This is a genomic window from Paraliobacillus sp. JSM ZJ581 (genome assembly GCF_044383835.1).
Taxonomy (GTDB): domain Bacteria; phylum Bacillota; class Bacilli; order Bacillales; family Amphibacillaceae; genus Paraliobacillus.
On record NZ_JBISEP010000006.1, the window covers coordinates 65,326 to 84,114 of the forward strand.

An 18,789-nucleotide genomic window follows, 5' to 3' on the forward strand; every position below is an offset into this window, starting at 1 on the left:
TAGGAGGTGCAACAATGGGAATTTTAAATTACATGGAAACGTATGATTATGAACAATTAGTCATTTGCCAAGATAGACAGTCAGGCTTAAAAGCAATCATTGCGATACATGATACGACACTAGGACCAGCTCTTGGTGGGACTAGAATGTGGAATTATGATTCTGAAGATGCAGCAATTGAAGATGCGCTTCGCTTAGCAAGGGGTATGACATATAAAAATGCTGCTGCTGGATTAAATCTAGGCGGAGGAAAAACGGTCATCATAGGTGATCCAAAAAAAGATAAGAATGAAGCAATGTTCCGAGCATTCGGAAGATATATTCAAGGACTAAATGGTCGTTATATAACTGCCGAAGATGTGGGGACTACAGTGAAAGATATGGATATCATTCATGAAGAAACGAACTATGTTGCGGGAATTTCACCTGCTTTTGGCTCTTCAGGAAACCCTTCACCAGTAACTGCATATGGAGTCTATAAAGGAATAAAAGCAGCAGCGAAAGAGCAGTTTGGTACTGATTTATTAGAAGGAAAAACAATTAGTATACAAGGTATTGGTAATGTAGCTTTTACTTTATGCGATTATCTTCATAAGGAAGGTGCTCAGTTAATTGTAACTGATATTAATAAAGCAGCAGTGGAAGCAGCAGTTAATACATATGGTGCAAAAGCAGTAGATCCAGCTGATATATATGCAGAGGAGTGTGATATATATGCCCCTTGTGCACTAGGTGCTACTATTAATGACGAAACCATTCCTAAAATAAAAGCTAAAATTATTGCAGGAGCGGCAAATAATCAATTGAAAGATAAGGCGCATGGGGATAAGCTTCATGAGCGAGGAATATTATACGCACCTGATTTTGTTATAAATGCTGGTGGAGTAATTAATATTGCTGATGAACTAAATGGATATAATAAAGACAGAGCACTGAAAAAAGTAGATATGATTTATGATAATTTATTAGAAATATTCACAATTGCAAAACGAGATAATATACCTACGTATGCAGCGGCAGAGAGAATGGCTGAAGAAAGAATACAACGTATAAGTCGTGCGCGTAAGCAATTTTTACAGAGTGAGCACCATGCTATCAGTAGATTTTAATAGAAGATAAGAATGAATAATATGTTAGATTTAAAAAAGTATGTTTTTTGAGCAATTGAATGAATGTGTAGGTAATTCCTTATTTTTTACCTTATATTTAAGGAGGGATTTTTATGGCTAAAAATTATGACCTAGTCATAATAGGTGGTGGTACTGGTGGTTATGTTGCGGCAATTCGAGCTTCTCAATTAGGGTTGAAAACAGCTATCGTAGAAAAAGAAAAATTAGGTGGTACATGTCTGCATCAAGGTTGTATACCATCAAAATCTTTATTAAAAAGTGCAGAAATATATCAACAATCTTTGGAAGCATCCATTTATGGTATTGATATAAATGATATAAGTATTGATTTTCTTAAAGTTCAAACAAGAAAGCAAGCAATAGTGAATCAACTATATCAAGGTATTATCGGGCTAATGAAAAAAGGGGAAATTGATATATATGAAGGTGTAGGCAGAATATTAGGACCATCGATTTTCTCACCAACTGCAGGAACTGTCTCTGTAGAAATGAATGATGGGACAGATAACGAAATGCTTGTAAGTAAAAATGTTGTCATAGCAACAGGTTCTAATGCTAGAACATTAAAACACCTTGAAATAGATGGTGATACGATACTATCCTCCAATGAAGCATTGCAGATTCAACAATTACCAGATTCTATGCTGATTGTTGGAGGAGGGGTAATTGGGGTAGAATGGGCATCGATGCTTGCAGACTTCGGTGTACAGGTTACCTTGATTGAAACCGCAAAGCAAGTTTTACCTACTGAAGATCGTGCTGTTGCAAAGGAAATGCAACGTTTACTAAAGAAAAAAGGTGTCATCATTTATACAGATGCGCATTTACAAGTAGATACACTTAAAAAGAATAATGATGTAAAGGTTCAGGTGAAACAAAAGCAGAAATTGATTGATTTGCAAGCAGAAAAGCTACTAGTCGCAATTGGACGTACTCCAGCTGTAAATGGTATAGGACTTGAAAATACTGCTATCGCGCTAGATGATTCCGGATTTATTAAAGTGAACCAACATTACCAAACGAAAGAATCACATATTTATGCTATTGGGGATTGTATTGGTGGTATGCAGCTTGCTCATGTAGCTTCTCATGAAGGCAAACATGCAATAGAGCATATCGCTGACTTACATCCAACACCAATAAATTATCAAACTGTTCCTTCGTGTATCTATGCAAACCCTGAAGTTGCCCACATCGGTTATACAGAGCAAGAAGCGAAAGAAAAGGGTTATCAAATCAAAAAGGGAACCATTCGATTTGGTGCTATAGGTAAAGCCCTGATTAATGGGAAGTCTGATGGCTTTGTTAAAATAATTTCTGATCAACAGACAGGAGATTTGTTAGGAGTTCATATTATTGGTGGAAATGCAACAGAATTAATTTCAGAAGCAGGTCTTGCGAAAATGTTAGATGCAATTCCTTGGGAAATTGGAGAAACGATTCACCCACATCCTTCCATGTCAGAAGCATTAGCCGAAGCGGCATTAGATATTAATAAAATGAAAATTCATGGATAAGAGGAGGAAGATATATGAGTGAAAATAAACACCAAAAGCTTGGATTATCAAATCAAGATCTGATAGAAATGTATCGTGTGATGTTGTTAGCACGCCGAATTGATGAGCGGATGTGGCTTTTAAATCGATCTGGAAAAATACCGTTTGTTGTTTCCTGTCAAGGACAAGAAGCACTACAAGTAGCGGCTTCGTTTGCATTAAACCGTTCTGAAGATTACGTTGCACCTTATTACCGTGATGTTGGCGTAGTGCTTTCATTCGGAATGACGACAAAAGAACTAATGCTTCAAGCATTTGCAAAAGCAGAAGATCCAAACTCAGGTGGAAGACAAATGCCAGGACATTTTGGGCAAAAGAAGAATCGTATGTTAAGTGGTTCCTCGCCGGTAACTACACAAGTTCCTCATGCAGTAGGTATTGGACTAGCTGCGAAAATGGAGAATAGATCTATCGTTAGTTTTGTAACACTTGGAGAAGGATCTTCCAATCAAGGTGATTTTCATGAAGGGTTAAATTTTGCTGCTGTACAAAACCTTCCTGTCGTTACCATGGTTGAAAATAATCAATATGCTATATCTGTTCCTTTAGATAAACAAGTGGCATGTAAAAATATTTCTGATCGTGCGATTGGTTATGGCATGCCAGGAATCACTGTTGATGGTAATGACCCATTGGCTGTGTATGAAGCGGTGAAAAAAGCAGCAGATAGAGCAAGGAATGGTGAAGGTCCGACCTTGATTGAAGCTGTTTCCTATCGATTAACACCGCATTCTAGTGATGATGACGATCGAAGTTATCGAAAAAGAGAAGAAGTAGAACAAGCAAAAAAGAAGGATGGCTTACTTACTTTTGCAGTGTATTTGCAACAGCAAAATATATTGACAGATGAGCTTCTAGAACAGATGGAGCAGAAAATAAAAGAAGAAATTAATCATGCAACAGATTACGCAGAAAATGCTGCCTATGCCAGCCCAGAAACAATTTATGATTTCGTATATGGAAGCTAAGGGAGGGGAAATAATGCCAGTTTTATCATATATTCAAGCAATTACAAAAGCATTACAAGAAGAAATGGAACGTGATGAAAAAGTATTTGTCCTAGGAGAAGATGTGGGAGTCAGAGGTGGAGTGTTTCGTGCCACTGATGGCTTATATGAGCAATTTGGAGAAACGAGAGTAATTGATACCCCCTTAGCTGAATCAGCTATTGCTGGAGTAGGAATAGGAGCAGCAATGTATGGCATGCGACCGGTAGCTGAAATGCAATTTGCTGATTTTATATTACCTGCAGTAAACCAGATCATATCAGAAGCAGCAAAGATGCGTTACCGATCTAATAATGATTGGACATGCCCGATTACGATACGCGCACCATACGGTGGTGGTGTACATGGGGCACTTTATCATTCCCAGTCGATCGAGGCAATTTTTGCAAATCAACCAGGCTTGAAAATTGTAATGCCGTCTTCCCCTTATGATGCAAAAGGATTATTAAAAGCAGCAATTCGTGATGAGGATCCTGTATTGTTTTTAGAACATAAACGTGCCTACCGTTCAATAAAAGAAGAGGTTCCAGATACCGATTATACCTTACCTATTGGGAAAGCAGACATCAAACGAGAAGGTACTGATATTACCGTAATTACTTATGGTTTATGCGTGCAGTGGGCTTTACAAGCAGCAGAAAAATTAGCATCAGAAGGAATTGATGTGCACATCCTAGATCTTCGTACGATTTACCCTTTAGACCAGGAGGCAATTAAACAGGCAGCATCAAAAACAGGAAAAGTATTATTAATTACTGAAGACAATAAAGAGGGCAGTATTATCGGTGAAGTAGCAGCTATCATAAGTGAGCATTGCTTATTTGATTTAGACTCACCCATTAAACGTTTAGCTGGTCCTGATGTACCTGCTATGCCATATGCTCCACCGCTAGAAAAAGAATTTATGATTAACCAAGATAAAATAGAAGATGCGATGCGAGATTTAGCTGAATTTTAAAGGAAACATGAGGTGATAGTATGGTTCTTGAAAATATAACAATGCCACAACTTGGTGAAAGTGTAACAGAAGGAACAATTAGTAACTGGCTAGTTCAACCCGGTGATCACATAAGTAAGTATGACCCAATTGCAGAAGTTCTGACTGATAAAGTAAATGCAGAAGTACCATCGTCTTTTACTGGAATTATAAAAGAGATTATTGCTGAAGAGGATGAAACGATTGCTGTCGGTAAGGTAATATGTACAATCGAAACTGCAAGCAAAGAACAATCTAACTCTACTGATCAGACAAACAAGTCACCATCAAAAATAGAGAGCACTCAATCCATTGAAACAGATCAATCGGATATGAAAAAAAGATATTCGCCGGCTGTTTTACGTTTAGCGCAAGAAAATGATATTGATCTTTCAGAAGTAAAAGGAAACGGGCGTGCAGGCAGAATTACGAGAAAAGATATAGAAAAAGTAATAGCAGATAAAGGAAATCAAAAAGATTCAGCACCGATATCCATGGACAAACCAAAAAAATCAAGAAACATCATACATGCAAAAACAGGAGATAAAGAAATTCCGGTTACAGGTATTAGAAAGGCAATAGCAAGTAATATGGTGCGATCTACTACTGAAATTCCTCACGCGTGGATGATGATCGAAGTAGATGTTACTAACTTAGTCAAGTATCGCAATGCAGAAAAAGACCTATTTAAAGAAACAGAAGGATATAATTTATCGTACTTTGCTTTTTTCTTAAACGCGATTGCAAAAGCATTGAAAAAATTCCCTGAATTAAATAGTTCTTGGGCTGGCGATAAAATTATTCAACATAAGGATATTAATTTATCGATTGCTGTAGCTCATGGAAAAGAACTATTTGTTCCTGTCATTAAAAATGTAGATGAAAAAAGCATTAAAGGAATAGCAAAAGAAATCGCTCAACTATCTCAAAAAGCTAGGAACGGTAATCTTACGCAAGAGGATATGAAAGGTGGCACCTTTACTGTTAATAACACTGGTTCATTTGGGTCTGTCCAATCAATGGGAGTAATTAATTACCCACAAGCAGCAATTATACAAGTCGAATCAATAGTTAAACGACCTGTTATTATTGATGATATGTTTGCTGCAAGAGACATGGTTAATTTATGTCTATCGCTTGACCATCGCGTATTAGATGGAGTTATTTCTGGTCAATTCATGTCACATATTAAAGAAATATTAGAAAATATTTCCGTTGATACCACACCAATTTACTAATATAAACTATTTATTTTGTTTTGATATAGTTGCGTTAAATAGTAATAAAAGTCTAAGAGATGATACTAGCATCTCTCAGACTTTATTCTTTATATGCCGAGAAGCTAAAAATTATTATAGATAGAGTGGCAATTTTTCCTTCATAAAGCATGAAGGAAAATGATAAAATATTAGATAGTAAGTTAATGAAGGAATGAAAAACAATAGGTGAGGTGATTAGATGAGGAAACTACAATTAGGAAAAAGTGCATTGGAAGTTGGTCAAATTTCATTAGGTTGCATGAGAATGAATGCCCTTTCAAAGAAAGAGGCTAGTGATGTCATTGATCATGCATTAGATTTAGGGATTGATTTATTTGATCATGCCGATATTTATGGGGATGGAGAATCGGAAAAAGTTTTTGCTGAAGCGATACAAGAGAATCGAACCATTCGGAATAAAATTTATTTACAATCAAAATGTGGCATTCGCAAAGGGTTTTTTGATTTTTCAAAAGAGCATATCCTATCATCGGTAGAAGGAAGTTTAAGACGACTACAAACAGATTATTTAGACGTACTACTTCTTCATCGACCTGATACTTTAATGGAGCCTGAAGAAGTTGCTGAAGCATTCAGTAAATTAAAAGAAAGTGGTAAAGTTCGCTATTTTGGTGTGAGTAACCAGAACCCTTATCAGATCGAGTTGTTAAAAAAGTATCTATCAGATGATTTGATCGTAAATCAAATGCAATTAAGCCTCATGCATACACCAATGATTGATGCTGGCTTAAATGTTAATATGCAGCATGAAAAAGCAGTCGATCGCGATAATGGTGTATTAGAATATTGTCGTTTAAATGATATCACGATTCAAGCATGGTCTCCGTTTCAATACGGAATGATTGAGGGGCCTTTTATAGGTAATGATGATTTCCCGCAAGTAAATAATAAGTTAAATGAATTAGCTGAGAAAAAAGGTGTGACAGCAACTACAATAGCTATTGCATGGATTTTACGACACCCAGCAAAAATACAACCTGTTGTAGGGAGTATGAATATACAAAGATTAAAACAGATTGAACAAGCATCTCAGATTGAACTAACAAGAGAAGAATGGTACGAGCTTTATCGATCTACTGGTAATACATTACCTTAAATTGAAGCGTGTTTCTTTTTTAGGAACACGTTTTTTTATTGGAAAATTTTATTTGAATTTAGTGATAGTAGGTAGTTTAGTGGTATTTTTACTCTTTTTTAAAAAATAATGAAATATTTCACAAAATTGACATTAAATCAATGTTATCTTTCATGTATAATTTTCTTTAATGTCTATATTTCAAGTAAATAAATTTCTAATAAAGGTAGGGAGATAATGTTAAAGAAAATTAAAAACAAATGGAAAAACAGAGGGATTCGTAGTACGCTCATTACATATTTTAGTTTTATTGCGATATTACCCATTTTGATTATGGGCATAATTACTTACTTTCAATCATCACAAGCTTTGGAACAAGAGGTTGGTCATAAAGTAAAAGACTTTGCTGCTGTACATATGGAGAAATTAGACAGGATGATGTATGAAAGATCGAGGGATATAAAGCTTTTAGCAAATGAATTATCAAATATAGATAGTAATGATTTGGAGCAATCATTCTTTGCAGGCTTTTTTGATCGTCAAGTAAATCAAATGGAGTATTTTTCTTCTCTTTCTTTCACTAATGAAGACGGAGATTTAGTTGGCTTTTCGAGTAACTTAACTAATGAATATCAAATGAAACAAGAAACAATTGCTAAATCATCAGATGAAATGGCTTATTCTGATGTGTATTACAATAGTGAGTTAGATAAACATGTTATTGCGATTTCTATTAATGTAATGAAAGGTCAAACTAAAGTTGGTACTTTGGAAGGTACATTTAATGTAGCGTATATTTGGGAAGATGTTAATCGTATTTCTACAGATGATATGGTTGTTGAATTGATTAATCAAAGCGGTGAGAAAGTAGCTGATACAGTTACAAGTGCCAGTGCAACAGATGAAGAAACAAGCGAGTTGGCATTTCAAGTATCTCCTGCAATGTTAAATCGCTTAGAAGCAGTAAAATCTGGCGACTCAGCATATTATTCTGGTGAAGGGCATCATAATCAAGAAGCGATTATCGGATACGCTAAAAGTGATGGTTATCTAGATTACCCGGGATTTGAATGGACATTGGTTGTAACTGAAGCGAAAGCAGAGGCATTGTCTTCAATTGCGTCGATTAGAAATGTTATTTTAATCATTGCTATCTCTACATTTGTTAGTGTTGTAATTATATCTATCCTATTATCTAAAATGATTGCAAAACCATTGATTCATTTGAAAAATAAAGCGCGTACGATTGCAGCAGGAAATCTTACTGATCGTGTAGATGTAAAAGGTAAAGGTGAAGTAAAACAGCTTTCACATGCAATGAATCAGATGGTTGATCATTTAAGAGAAGCAATTTCTTATACTAAAATAGCATCTAATCGTATTAATGACCAAAGTAATGCTTTAAAAGATATTAGTTATAAACTACGAGATGGCAGTGAACAACTTACTTCAACGACGCAAGAGTTAGCGGCAGGAGCTGATGAACAAGCTAGTTCTTCTGCTCAAATAGCTATAGCAGTACAATCTTTTGACAATAAAGTGAAGCAAGTAAAGCAAAATGCAGATCAATTAAAGCTGTCTTCTACAGAAGTTTCTGGGTTGGCGATCAAAGGAAATAATCAAGTGAATCATTCTATCGAGCAAATGGACACGATTAATAATAATGTGAAAAAAGCAGTTGATAATGTGAAAGAGTTAGAGGAACAGTCACAGTCGGTTGCGCAATTAACAACGGTTATTAACAAAATTACAGAACAAACTAATTTACTTGCCCTCAATGCAGCAATTGAATCTGCAAGAGCGGGTGAGGCCGGAAAAGGCTTTACAGTAGTTGCAAATGAAATTAAAAAGTTGGCAGAACAGGTTAGTGTTTCCGCGATTGATATTGCTGAAGTGATGGGAAATATGCAAAAAGAAACAAATCGTTTGCAATTATCGCTTGAAAACACTTATGAACAAGCAGATATAGGTGTTCGAGATATTAAAGAATCTGCCTCCTATTTTTCAACAATAACGACTAAGGTTGAAGGGATGAATCACCATATTAGTACAGTTGCAGATAACTTACAATCAATCGAATTAAATAGTAATGAAATGAATAAAGGAATTGAACAGATCGCATCTGTTTCTCAAGAAAATGCTGCAAATATGGAAGAAACGACCGCTTCTATTCAACATCAAAAAGATGCTGTGCAATACTTAGCCAATCAGTCAACTATATTAGAAAACTTGTCAAAAGAGTTAAAGAATATCATAACTAAATTTACTATTGAATAACGACAAATAATGAATAAAGTAGATAACAATTCTACTTTATTCATTTATTTTTATTACTTGGTATTGCGATTTGTTCAAAGTTATCAAATAAATGTTTCAACCCTTTATCTAGCAAATCTCCTTCCATTGGTAAACCATGACCAGCTAATAATAATTTTGGTCGTAATTTGATAATGTGAGCAATTGTTTGTTTAGCGATATCCCAATTATCTGTAAAAAAGGCAGGAGGCCCGTATACTTTACTAATTGGAAAAACCATCGCTAAAGCAGATTCCGGATTTTCAGTTGCTACTGCATCTCCAGCAATTAGCGTCCGATTTTTTTTATTAAATAGCGAAATGTGACCAGGAGTATAACCGGGAGTATGAATGATACGCCAATCATCTATTAGTCCCTGTTCCATTTTTTCTGTAATTGGTTTTAGCCACTTTGATAGTTGAATTGGCTTTTTTGGAAAAAGAGGAGACATTAACGAGATCAATCCTCCTCCCACAGTAGGATCAGCTGGTGGGTATGCCAACGATCCATTTAGATAAGGAATTTCTTGCGGGTGTGCATAGATTGGGACATCCCAATATTTAGCCAAGGCTTTGGCTGAACCAGCGTGATCAAAGTGTCCGTTAGTAAGGATAATTGCCTTTGGTGGAATGTTTGGAAACCGTCTTTGAGCAGCAACTAGAATTCTTTCATGATATTGAGCCACCCCTGTATCTATTAAATACCATAATTGATTTGAAGGCTTACCTACCATATATATATTGGATACGAGTGTACGATACATAGCGATATCATCTGAAATTTCTTTTACTCTAGCGTTATCAAATTCATCTTGATGTTTCTCCATTAGTTTATTAATATCCATAAATTAATATGTCTCCTTCTATCTAGATAAAACGTAAACATAGGATGTCACTAAATCCATTACTTTATACAATAGAGAAGCATACTTAAAAGCTGTAATCATATTACGAAAGGAATTGCTGCTGTATATATGCGTAGGTTAATGCATTATTTTATCTAACCAATACGATTTTTGCGCTTTCCCAGGAAATATTAAAAAGGATTAAATGATAAAAAACTTCTTTATTCACATACTAATGAAAAAAAGGAATGAACAGTTAAAATGAAATTATTGCACCTTACTATCTTATTATTTCTGTCCCCATTATGGCCTTTAGGCGAAAATCCAACAGATCAATCTCCCTTTGTCATCGTTAACAAAGCAACGTTACAATTGGCGTTTATAAATGAAGGAGAAGTAAAAAAAGTTTATTCAGTTGCAACTGGTGTAACAAAAGAAAAAACACCAGAAGGGATGTTCAACATTATTGTGAAAGCAGAGCAACCGTACTATCGAAAAAAAAATATTCCAGGTGGGAATCCCAACAATCCTTTAGGAGCTAGATGGATAGGGTTTGATGCTGAAAACACAAATGGTAGAGTATATGGAGTACATGGAACGAATCAACCAGAAACGATTGGACAGCGTGTCTCTGCAGGTTGTATTCGTATGAAAAATAAGGATGTAATTGTTCTATTTAACAAAATCCCTATAGGAACAAAAATTTGGATTGTAGATACAACAGCTAGCTTTGAAAAATTGGCAAAGTTAAAAGGTGCGATAAAAGAATAGAAATTGTAGGTGGTTGATTGCCGATGTATGAATTTAAACGCCATCGTTGTAAAGAAAGAGAAAGCTTACCAATCAATGGGCATAGCTAACTTTAACTCGATATATAATATTTTAAATATATTACTAAGCAAAAATAAAACCAGTCATTGATCGACTGGTTTGATATTATGAATTAATAAAATGAGCTAGCCCTGCTGTGAATGCGGAGAGTACCATCGCTGTAATCATAAGGTAAACAATTATTTTATTGCGTCGCTGACGTTTCGATAACTTTTTGGATTTACTTTTCATTTGTTTGTTTTGATTTGTTGATTTAGCCATTCATTCTGCCTCCTTTATCCTATAAGTATTTTATCGTGAAATAAGAAAAGGTACAACCCTGATTTGTAAGTTGAACTGGGAGGACACAAATCGTCTTTATCATGCTCTGTAACGGTATCCTTTCAGTCTCACCTAGTGTTAGGTGGCTTTGAAATAAAGTTGCGAAGGTTTATTCTTTTAGATATGATTGTCTAAAGGAGTGTTCACATGAAAGTTAATAAAGAAAGATTATTAAAAGAGTTTCTAGAATTGGTTCAAATAGATTCAGAAACAACCGATGAAGCTAAGATTGCAAACATATTGAAACAGAAGTTTACTGATCTGGGCGTCGATGTGTATGAAGATGAAAGTGCTGAAATAACTGGGCATGGTGCCGGTAATTTAATCTGCACCTTAAAAGGAGACCCATCTATTGAACCCATTTATTTCACATCTCATATGGACACCGTAGTGCCAGGACGAGGGGTGAAACCACAAGTAACGGAAGACTATGTTACTTCTGATGGAACAACGATTTTAGGAGCAGATGATAAAGCGGGATTAGCTGCAATATTAGAGTCGATCCGCGTTTTAAAAGAGAATAACGTAAGTCATGGTGATATTCAATATATTATCACTGTAGGTGAAGAGTCTGGTTTAGTTGGTGCAAAAGCACTAACGAAAGAAAAAATTCATGCATCATTTGGTTATGCAATCGATAGTGATGGGGAAGTGGGCGACATTGTTGTTGCAGCACCAACACAAGCAAGAATAAAGGCCATTGTAAGAGGTAAGACTGCGCACGCTGGTGTCGCTCCAGAGAAGGGAGTTTCCGCAATTACAATAGCTGCTAAAGCGATATCTAATATGCCATTAGGAAGGATCGACAAAGAAACAACCGCTAACATTGGTCGATTTGAAGGTGGACAAAAGACAAATATCGTATGTGATTACGTCGAAGTCTTGGCAGAAGCCCGTTCGTTAGTTCCGGAAAAAATGGAAGCACAAGTTAATGCGATGAAAAAGGCGTTTGAAGATGCAGCATCTGTACTTGGTGGTGAAGCTGAAATAGAAACGACTGTTATGTATCCAGGGTATAAACAACAGTCAGGTGATCTAGTTGTCGAGGTTGCTAGACGTGCTGCTAAAAAAATAGGAAGGGAGAGTGAATTAAAACAAAGCGGTGGTGGAAGTGATGCGAATGTCATTTCTAGCTTAGGTATACCAACGGTCAATTTAGCGGTTGGTTATGAAGATATTCATACGACTTCTGAAAAAATGCCAATTAGTGAATTAAACAAAATTACTGAATTAATTGTAGCTATTGTTGAAGAGACAACGATCAGCTAATACTTTCTTTTTCTAAGATTGTTTGATTTGATAAGGCTAGAAGTTTTTATCGATATATGCTATATTAATGTGGACAGAACGCACGTTCCTAAAGGAAGAGATAAATGTCTAAATGGTATCCTAAAAATGGTAGGGTTATTTTTCATGTTGATATGAATAGTTTTTATGCATCTGTAGAAGCAGCGTACAATCCGTCACTAAAGGGAAAGCCATTAGCTATTGCAGGCAATCCAGAAGAACGACGAGGGATTGTTGTGACGAGTAGCTATGAAGCTAGAGCAAGAGGTGTGAAAACGACGATGCCACTTTGGGAGGCAAAACGATTATGCCCAAATTTAATTGTGATGCGTCCGAACTTTGATCGTTATCGAAAGGCTTCTAGTGAAATGTTTAAAATGTTAGCAGAGATCACACCTTACGTACAACCTGTATCTATAGATGAAGGATATATGGATATTTCGTCTTGTGAAGCGCTTGGCTCACCTTTAGAAATTGCGAAAAGCATACAAAACCGTATAGCAAATGAATTAGATTTACCATGTAGTATTGGGATAGCTCCGAATAAATTTCTTGCAAAAATGGCTTCGGATATGAAAAAGCCGATGGGAATAACGGTTCTAAGACTTCGTGATTTACGGGATAAACTATGGCCGCTTCCAATTGAAGAAATGTATGGTATAGGTTCAAAAACTGCAGAAAAATTGCATAAGTTAGAGATCAAAACGATAAAAGATGTCGTTGAAGCAGACGTGTATGTATTAAAACGTGTGCTTGGTATTAATGGTGAACGATTACAGAATCGTGCAAAGGGAATTGATCCGAGTATTGTCGACCCAGACGCGATTTATGATTTTAAAAGTATTGGCAACTCGGAAACATTACCAGAAGACACGACAAACGATCAGGAAATTAGGCAGCTGCTTAGAAAACTCTCTCGTAAAGTCTCCATAAGGCTTAAACGAAAAAAGGTAGTAGGCCAACATATCCAGCTGACAATTCGTTTTCATGATCGAAAGACGATTACTAGAAGTAAGAAGTTAGTTGACTTTATTGAGGAAGAGACATCGATATTTAATTATGCTTTAGGTTTATTAGATGAACATTGGAATGGAAAACCTATCCGATTGTTGGGTGTTACGGTGCAAGATTTACAAGATAAACAAGAACTCGTCCAGCAATTAGATTTATTCACATATGAAAAAGAAGCATCTAAAGAAAAGCTTTATCAAGCGATGGAGCAGTTAACAGAGAAGTATGGTGCAGATACGTTTAAAAAAATGAATGATCCCGAAGATAAAACACAACCAAGCACAAGCTTTCAAAAAGATTATTTAGACGACTATAAAAAATAGCGAAGCATTTAAGCCTCGCTATTTTTTATTAAATAAGAAAGCGTAAGTTTGATTTTGTTATGTGCTTGTATAGGAAATATCGATGTTCGGTTTCAGCGCCAAGTAAAGCTTTCACGTTATTAAACAATCGCTTACGCCTTTCTTATTTCGTATTCAAAAAAATCATAAGCTATTTGGACATCTGGGAAAATAGTAGCTGCTTCAACCTGTAATTGTTCACTTTTGTCACCAGCATAACGCGAAGAAATATGGGTCAGTAATAAATGCTTGACTTGCGCTTGATTCGCTAATTGTGCCGCTTGTTCAGTTGTAGTATGAAAGTAATCGTGAGCTAAGTCTTTTCCATCTTTGGCAAACGTGGCTTCATGTACTAGCACATCACTATTTTTAATGAATTCAATAAAACTTTTATCATACCGAGTGTCACCAAGAATGCTAATTATGTTTCCACTTTTATTTGGCCCGAGTACGTCATTTCTATGAATGACCTCACCATTCGGCAAGGATGTCATTTCGTTTTCTTTTATGTGTTGATAAATAGGGCCAGGACTGATCCCCATTGCTTGTAACTTATCGATTAATAGTTCTCCTGGTTGATCTTTTTGTTCGATTCGGTAACCATAGCTTGGAATGCCATGCTGTAGTTTTTTTGCATAAACAACAAAGTCATTGTCAGCAAAAATTATTCCATCGTCTACTTCTTTGAAATAAAGCGGATATCTTAAATGTGTTTCACTAACTTCTAGGCTAGTTTTAACAAAAGCTTCTATTCCTTTGGGACCGTATATGGTAACTGGAGTAGTACCATCTTGAAAGGAACGGCTACTTAGAAAGCCAGGTAAGCCATAAATATGATCTCCATGTAAATGTGTAATAAATATATTTTCAATTTTTCTTGGTTTAATCGTTGTTCGTAAAATTTGATGCTGTGTCGCTTCACCACAATCAAATAACCATGTTGTTCCTCTTTCTTGCAAAAGATCTAAAAGTATAGCAGAAACATTTCTTTCTTTAGAGGGAATACCTGCTCCGGTCCCTAAAAATATTAGCTTCATTTATAACCAACCTCGCTCATATGATTTAGGTGCATCTAAATCAAACTGTAATTCGTTCGCTGCTTGTTTTGCCCAATAAGGATTACGTAATAGTTCACGACCTAAAAAGATTAAATCTGCACGATTATTTTGTAATACTTCTTCTGCTTGTATACTTGATGTAATTAATCCGACAGCACCTGTTGGGATAGCTACATGTTTCTTTAATATCTCAGCTTTTGGCACTTGATAGCCAGGGAATGGCTGAATCGTTGCAGGAACAACACCACCAGTACTACAATCAATCAAGGAAACACCTTGTTTTTTTAATTGTTCAGCATAATAAATAAAGTCTTCCATATTATTGCCATCTTTGTGATATTCATCTGCTGAAATTCGTACAAAGATTGGTGCTTTCCAGATGGTTTTTATCGCTTCAAGAATTTCTGATAGAAAACGATAGCGGTTTTCTTTAGCACCACCATAGCTATCTGTTCGTTTGTTAGTTAATGGTGATAAAAATTGATTAATTAAATAGCCATGTGCCGCATGAATTTCTATCACATCAAATCCTGCTTGATTTGCCCGATCCGCAGCAACTTTAAATGATTGAATCGTTTCATTTATTTGATCGATTGACATCGCATTCGGTGTTTTATAATTTTCATTAAAAGCGATCGCACTTGGTGCCAAAATATCATTAGGTAAATTAGCTTTTCTCCCGGCATGGGCTAATTGTATACTACTCTTTGCGCCGTGAGTGTGAATGCGATCACTAACTTTTTTTAGTCCTTCAATATGTTTCTCACACCATATGCCTAAGTCTTTCGTAGAAATTCTACCCTCTGGTTGTACAGCAGTTGCTTCTAGCATAATTAGTCCTACCTGACCAACTGCTCTTGATTCATAATGCGTTACATGAAAATCTTGTACGGTACCGTCTTCTGGTTCACAAGCATACATGCACATCGGTGACATGACAATTCTATTTTTTAAAGTAACTTCTTTAAATGTAATTGGACTAAATAATTTATGCTCCATTTTCTATCCTCCATTATTGGATAATATCTTGTTCGAATAGTTCCCTCGTCTCTATTGCAATATAAGGTAAATCAGTGAAAATAGCATGACATCCGGTATGATAGCATCGCATCATTTGTGAGACTCGATTCACCGTATATGTAGCAACATAGATATCCTCTTGTTTCGCTTTATTGATAAGACTTTGATTCATTAATCTATTTTTTATATGAATACCTTTTGCACCTAGACGCTTTGTATAATTGATTAAATCTACTTTTTTCTTAGATGTTAAAAATGCAGTTGTAACTGTAGCGTCGATCTGGTGCATGTTTAATAAACTATCAGGATTAAAGCTAGAAATTACTGTGTGACCTAATTGGTCGTATTTAACAAGCAAGTCATACACAATTTGTTCAATGTGCTTGTATGAAATAATATTTGTTTTTAATTCCAAATTTAATATTAAGTTTTTATTTGTTGTCCACAACAAAAATTGCTCAAGAGACATAATTCGTGTGTTCGCATAATGCTTAGAGAACCAAGCTCCTGCATCTAATTTTTGTAACTGTTCAAAGGTATAATCTTGGATAAACCCGGTTCCATTTGTTGTTCGCCTTACCGTTTCATCATGAAACAATATAGGGATACCATCTTTTGTTAATTGAACATCTGTTTCAATTCCGTCTGCTCCTGATTCATATGCGAGCTCGAACGCAGGTAATGTGTTTTCCGGCGCATGTTTACTTGCTCCTCTGTGTGCATAAATAATCGTTTTCATCACTTCACCTCATAATCAAGGTATTCTTAATGATTGTGTAATATTTCAAAAAAAAAGTCAATCGAAGCAAAACTAGGATGATGGTGATTACAATGAAAAAGCATGTTATATTATGATATAGATTAACAGATCAGAAGAACGGGGGATATTATGCGCAATTTTTTAAATAAAACGATTTTAATTACTGGAGCTTCAAGTGGAATAGGGGAAGGCTTAGCAACATCGCTCGCTGCTCATGGTGCTAATTTAATATTGCTTGCACGTTCAACTGATAAACTTGATGCTTTAAAACAATCTTTAGAAAACAATTATTCAATACATTGTGATGTTTATTCCGTAGATTTAGCGAACAGGAAAGCAAGGACTGATACATTTAAAAAAATTTATCAACAATATCCAACAATCGACGCATTAATTAATAATGCTGGTTTTGGAATTTTTGATTCGATAGAAGAAGCAAAGATAAGTGATATCGAACAAATGTTTCAAGTTAATGTTTTGTCGCTAGTTGAAAGTATTCAGCAACTGCTTCCTTCTTTATCAGCAGCTAAAAAAGGTCATATTATTAATATAGCATCCTTCGCTGGAAAAATAGCAACCCCAAAATCTTCTATTTATGGCGCTACAAAGCATGCTGTATTAGGATTCAGTAACGCATTACGCTTAGAAATTGAACAACAAGATTTATATGTGACTACAGTGAATTTAGGACCTGTAAAAACAAACTTTTTTCAAACAGCTGATCCAAGTGGGAATTATCAAAAAAATGTAGAACGCTATATGCTATATCCAAATGATGTAGTAGATGCGATTGTTCATGCATTATTCAAGCGGAAAAGAGAAATCAATTTGCCTAAATGGATGGAGATTGGAAGTCGATTGTATCATTTATTTCCTGTGATGACAGAACGATTATTAAAAAAACAATTTAATAAAAAGTAGCAAACAATAAAAAAAGGAAATGGCTATTACTATTAATTAGCCGTTTCCTTTTGAATGATAAAATAAATAGATGGTGTAGTTAGCGATGATTCGCATAGAATGTTTGTTTCGTTATTTTTTGTAACTTTTCATACAATGATGTTGGTAAGGCATGTGATTGTAAAATAGCAGACACATTGGCATCAAGCTGTTTCAACGAGCTAGCTCCTGTTACGACACTTGCTACTGCAGGGTGGTCTAATACATAACGTAATGCAGTAGAAGTTAATGAATCATTAGCTAAGTCTGTTTGATTCAATTCATTAATGATTGTGCTCAATTCATCACTAGAATAGGAAAGATATCCTTCGTCCCCTTTGTTTTCTACGACTGCTTTTGCCTGATCAGTTAAAAAGCCTTTCGCTAATGAACCTCTTGTAACGACACTTATACCTTCTTGATGTAAGAAGTCTAGCATGGATTCTTCTGGTCTACGGTCGAATAAGCTATACTGCATCATGACAGAAACAATGGACGAGCGTCTTGCATACTCTTTAATCACGTTTGGTCTGATAGAGGAGATGCCATAATAACGAATCAATCCTTCTTGGATTAACTCTTCAAAGGCTTCAATCGTTTGGTCAATTGGATCATTAATCGTTCCACCATGGAGTTGATATAAATCAATATAATCGGTCTGTAATCGCAGCAGGTTTGATTTTACTTGTTCTTTTATATAAGCTTTCGACGGATCCCAAAACCAAGTTCCGTCTGGTTGGAGATGATTTCCCACTTTCGTTGCAAGGATGATCTGTTCTCTTTTTCCTTTCAGCGCTTGACCAACAATCGATTCATTTACGGTTTGATCATATAAATCTGCTGTATCTAGATAATTAATTCCGACGTCAATTGCTCGGTCAATCATAGTACTCGCTTTTCGGCGATCGGTACCTAGAGACATACAACCGATCCCCATTTCAGATATATACAAGTTTGATTTTCCAAGTTGATTTTTCCTCAATATAAACACTCCTTTCATTCATATTCTAAAAATAAAAAGAATGAAATACAACCATTACAATCAGTATGTTAAAATA

Annotated in this window: 17 protein-coding genes; 11 read left to right on the forward strand and 6 right to left on the reverse strand. The window is 35.5% G+C overall.

Annotation, left to right across the window (positions count from 1 at the left end):
- The first annotated feature begins 14 nt into the window (after positions 1-14).
- The 7 genes from ACH6CY_RS05575 to ACH6CY_RS05605 all read left to right on the forward strand — a co-directional run bounded on the left by ACH6CY_RS05575 (position 15) and on the right by ACH6CY_RS05605 (position 9,301).
- The gene (locus ACH6CY_RS05575) at positions 15-1,109 is read left to right on the forward strand and encodes a Glu/Leu/Phe/Val family dehydrogenase (protein WP_374066285.1); all 1,095 of its coding nucleotides are present in this window, start codon (positions 15-17) and stop codon (positions 1,107-1,109) included.
- A 113-nt stretch (positions 1,110-1,222) separates the two neighbouring features.
- Positions 1,223-2,647, forward strand: coding sequence for a dihydrolipoyl dehydrogenase (gene lpdA, locus ACH6CY_RS05580; protein WP_374066286.1), 1,425 nt, complete (start codon positions 1,223-1,225; stop codon positions 2,645-2,647).
- 14 nt (positions 2,648-2,661) lie between these two features.
- Complete coding sequence (locus ACH6CY_RS05585) at positions 2,662-3,654, forward strand: thiamine pyrophosphate-dependent dehydrogenase E1 component subunit alpha (protein WP_374066287.1); 993 nt, start codon at positions 2,662-2,664, stop codon at positions 3,652-3,654.
- A gap of 13 nt (positions 3,655-3,667) precedes the next feature.
- Complete coding sequence (locus ACH6CY_RS05590) at positions 3,668-4,651, forward strand: alpha-ketoacid dehydrogenase subunit beta (protein ID WP_374066289.1); 984 nt, start codon at positions 3,668-3,670, stop codon at positions 4,649-4,651.
- A gap of 20 nt (positions 4,652-4,671) precedes the next feature.
- Positions 4,672-5,907: a dihydrolipoamide acetyltransferase family protein gene (locus ACH6CY_RS05595; protein WP_374066290.1), complete on the forward strand. Its 1,236-nt coding sequence runs from the start codon at positions 4,672-4,674 to the stop codon at positions 5,905-5,907.
- Between the two features lie 220 nt (positions 5,908-6,127).
- Positions 6,128-7,045 carry an aldo/keto reductase gene (locus tag ACH6CY_RS05600; RefSeq protein ID WP_374066291.1) on the forward strand — a complete coding sequence of 306 codons (918 nt, stop codon included), beginning with the start codon at positions 6,128-6,130 and terminating at the stop codon, positions 7,043-7,045.
- A gap of 216 nt (positions 7,046-7,261) precedes the next feature.
- Entirely contained in the window at positions 7,262-9,301 is a 2,040-nt protein-coding gene (locus tag ACH6CY_RS05605; RefSeq protein ID WP_374066292.1) for a methyl-accepting chemotaxis protein, read from the forward strand.
- A gap of 40 nt (positions 9,302-9,341) precedes the next feature.
- Here the strand turns inward: ACH6CY_RS05605 and ACH6CY_RS05610 are convergent, their stop codons facing one another.
- Positions 9,342-10,163 (reverse strand): MBL fold metallo-hydrolase, encoded by an 822-nt coding sequence (locus ACH6CY_RS05610; RefSeq protein WP_374066293.1) that lies wholly within the window; start codon positions 10,161-10,163, stop codon positions 9,342-9,344.
- 261 nt (positions 10,164-10,424) lie between these two features.
- On the opposite strand from ACH6CY_RS05610, the gene ACH6CY_RS05615 reads away from it, so the two are divergent.
- Complete coding sequence (locus ACH6CY_RS05615) at positions 10,425-10,934, forward strand: L,D-transpeptidase (protein WP_374066294.1); 510 nt, start codon at positions 10,425-10,427, stop codon at positions 10,932-10,934.
- 165 nt (positions 10,935-11,099) lie between these two features.
- Here the strand turns inward: ACH6CY_RS05615 and prli42 are convergent, their stop codons facing one another.
- Positions 11,100-11,255: a stressosome-associated protein Prli42 gene (gene prli42, locus ACH6CY_RS05620; protein ID WP_374066295.1), complete on the reverse strand. Its 156-nt coding sequence runs from the start codon at positions 11,253-11,255 to the stop codon at positions 11,100-11,102.
- Positions 11,256-11,462: 207 nt separating this feature from the next.
- Between prli42 and ACH6CY_RS05625 the strand changes: the two genes are divergently transcribed.
- The gene (locus ACH6CY_RS05625) at positions 11,463-12,584 is read left to right on the forward strand and encodes a M20/M25/M40 family metallo-hydrolase (RefSeq protein ID WP_374066296.1); all 1,122 of its coding nucleotides are present in this window, start codon (positions 11,463-11,465) and stop codon (positions 12,582-12,584) included.
- Between the two features lie 104 nt (positions 12,585-12,688).
- Positions 12,689-13,936 (forward strand): DNA polymerase IV, encoded by a 1,248-nt coding sequence (locus tag ACH6CY_RS05630; RefSeq protein ID WP_374066297.1) that lies wholly within the window; start codon positions 12,689-12,691, stop codon positions 13,934-13,936.
- 131 nt (positions 13,937-14,067) lie between these two features.
- On the opposite strand, the gene rnz is transcribed toward ACH6CY_RS05630, so the two are convergent.
- From rnz to ACH6CY_RS05645, 3 genes are read right to left on the reverse strand one after another with little or no spacing between them, the layout of a single operon-like run.
- Positions 14,068-14,991 (reverse strand): ribonuclease Z, encoded by a 924-nt coding sequence (gene rnz / locus ACH6CY_RS05635; RefSeq protein WP_374066298.1) that lies wholly within the window; start codon positions 14,989-14,991, stop codon positions 14,068-14,070.
- On the reverse strand, positions 14,992-16,011 hold the full coding sequence (gene namA, locus ACH6CY_RS05640) for an NADPH dehydrogenase NamA (protein ID WP_374066299.1): 1,020 nt from the start codon (positions 16,009-16,011) through the stop codon (positions 14,992-14,994).
- A gap of 13 nt (positions 16,012-16,024) precedes the next feature.
- Entirely contained in the window at positions 16,025-16,771 is a 747-nt protein-coding gene (locus ACH6CY_RS05645) for a glycerophosphodiester phosphodiesterase (RefSeq protein WP_374066300.1), read from the reverse strand.
- A gap of 150 nt (positions 16,772-16,921) precedes the next feature.
- Here ACH6CY_RS05645 and ACH6CY_RS05650 point away from each other — a divergent pair, with 150 nt between their 5' ends.
- Positions 16,922-17,713: an SDR family NAD(P)-dependent oxidoreductase gene (locus tag ACH6CY_RS05650; protein WP_374066301.1), complete on the forward strand. Its 792-nt coding sequence runs from the start codon at positions 16,922-16,924 to the stop codon at positions 17,711-17,713.
- 79 nt (positions 17,714-17,792) lie between these two features.
- Here ACH6CY_RS05650 and ACH6CY_RS05655 read toward each other — a convergent pair whose 3' ends face one another.
- Positions 17,793-18,713, reverse strand: a complete 921-nt coding sequence (locus ACH6CY_RS05655) for an aldo/keto reductase (RefSeq protein ID WP_374066302.1) — start codon at positions 18,711-18,713, stop codon at positions 17,793-17,795.
- Positions 18,714-18,789 lie beyond the last annotated feature (76 nt).

Excerpts from the sequence above, each read along its gene's own strand:
- ACH6CY_RS05630 (WP_374066297.1), top strand. The coding sequence starts at position 12,689 with ATGTCTAAATGGTATCCTAAAAATGGTAGGGTTATTTTTCATGTTGAT.
- ACH6CY_RS05605 (WP_374066292.1), top strand. The coding sequence starts at position 7,262 with ATGTTAAAGAAAATTAAAAACAAATGGAAAAACAGAGGGATTCGTAGT.
- ACH6CY_RS05625 (WP_374066296.1), top strand. The coding sequence starts at position 11,463 with ATGAAAGTTAATAAAGAAAGATTATTAAAAGAGTTTCTAGAATTGGTT.
- ACH6CY_RS05585 (WP_374066287.1), top strand. The coding sequence starts at position 2,662 with ATGAGTGAAAATAAACACCAAAAGCTTGGATTATCAAATCAAGATCTG.
- namA (WP_374066299.1), bottom strand. The coding sequence starts at position 16,011 with ATGGAGCATAAATTATTTAGTCCAATTACATTTAAAGAAGTTACTTTA.
- ACH6CY_RS05595 (WP_374066290.1), top strand. The coding sequence starts at position 4,672 with ATGGTTCTTGAAAATATAACAATGCCACAACTTGGTGAAAGTGTAACA.
- ACH6CY_RS05610 (WP_374066293.1), bottom strand. The coding sequence starts at position 10,163 with ATGGATATTAATAAACTAATGGAGAAACATCAAGATGAATTTGATAAC.
- ACH6CY_RS05650 (WP_374066301.1), top strand. The coding sequence starts at position 16,922 with ATGCGCAATTTTTTAAATAAAACGATTTTAATTACTGGAGCTTCAAGT.
- rnz (WP_374066298.1), bottom strand. The coding sequence starts at position 14,991 with ATGAAGCTAATATTTTTAGGGACCGGAGCAGGTATTCCCTCTAAAGAA.
- prli42 (WP_374066295.1), bottom strand. The coding sequence starts at position 11,255 with ATGGCTAAATCAACAAATCAAAACAAACAAATGAAAAGTAAATCCAAA.
- ACH6CY_RS05590 (WP_374066289.1), top strand. The coding sequence starts at position 3,668 with ATGCCAGTTTTATCATATATTCAAGCAATTACAAAAGCATTACAAGAA.
- ACH6CY_RS05645 (WP_374066300.1), bottom strand. The coding sequence starts at position 16,771 with ATGAAAACGATTATTTATGCACACAGAGGAGCAAGTAAACATGCGCCG.
- ACH6CY_RS05575 (WP_374066285.1), top strand. The coding sequence starts at position 15 with ATGGGAATTTTAAATTACATGGAAACGTATGATTATGAACAATTAGTC.
- ACH6CY_RS05615 (WP_374066294.1), top strand. The coding sequence starts at position 10,425 with ATGAAATTATTGCACCTTACTATCTTATTATTTCTGTCCCCATTATGG.
- ACH6CY_RS05600 (WP_374066291.1), top strand. The coding sequence starts at position 6,128 with ATGAGGAAACTACAATTAGGAAAAAGTGCATTGGAAGTTGGTCAAATT.
- lpdA (WP_374066286.1), top strand. The coding sequence starts at position 1,223 with ATGGCTAAAAATTATGACCTAGTCATAATAGGTGGTGGTACTGGTGGT.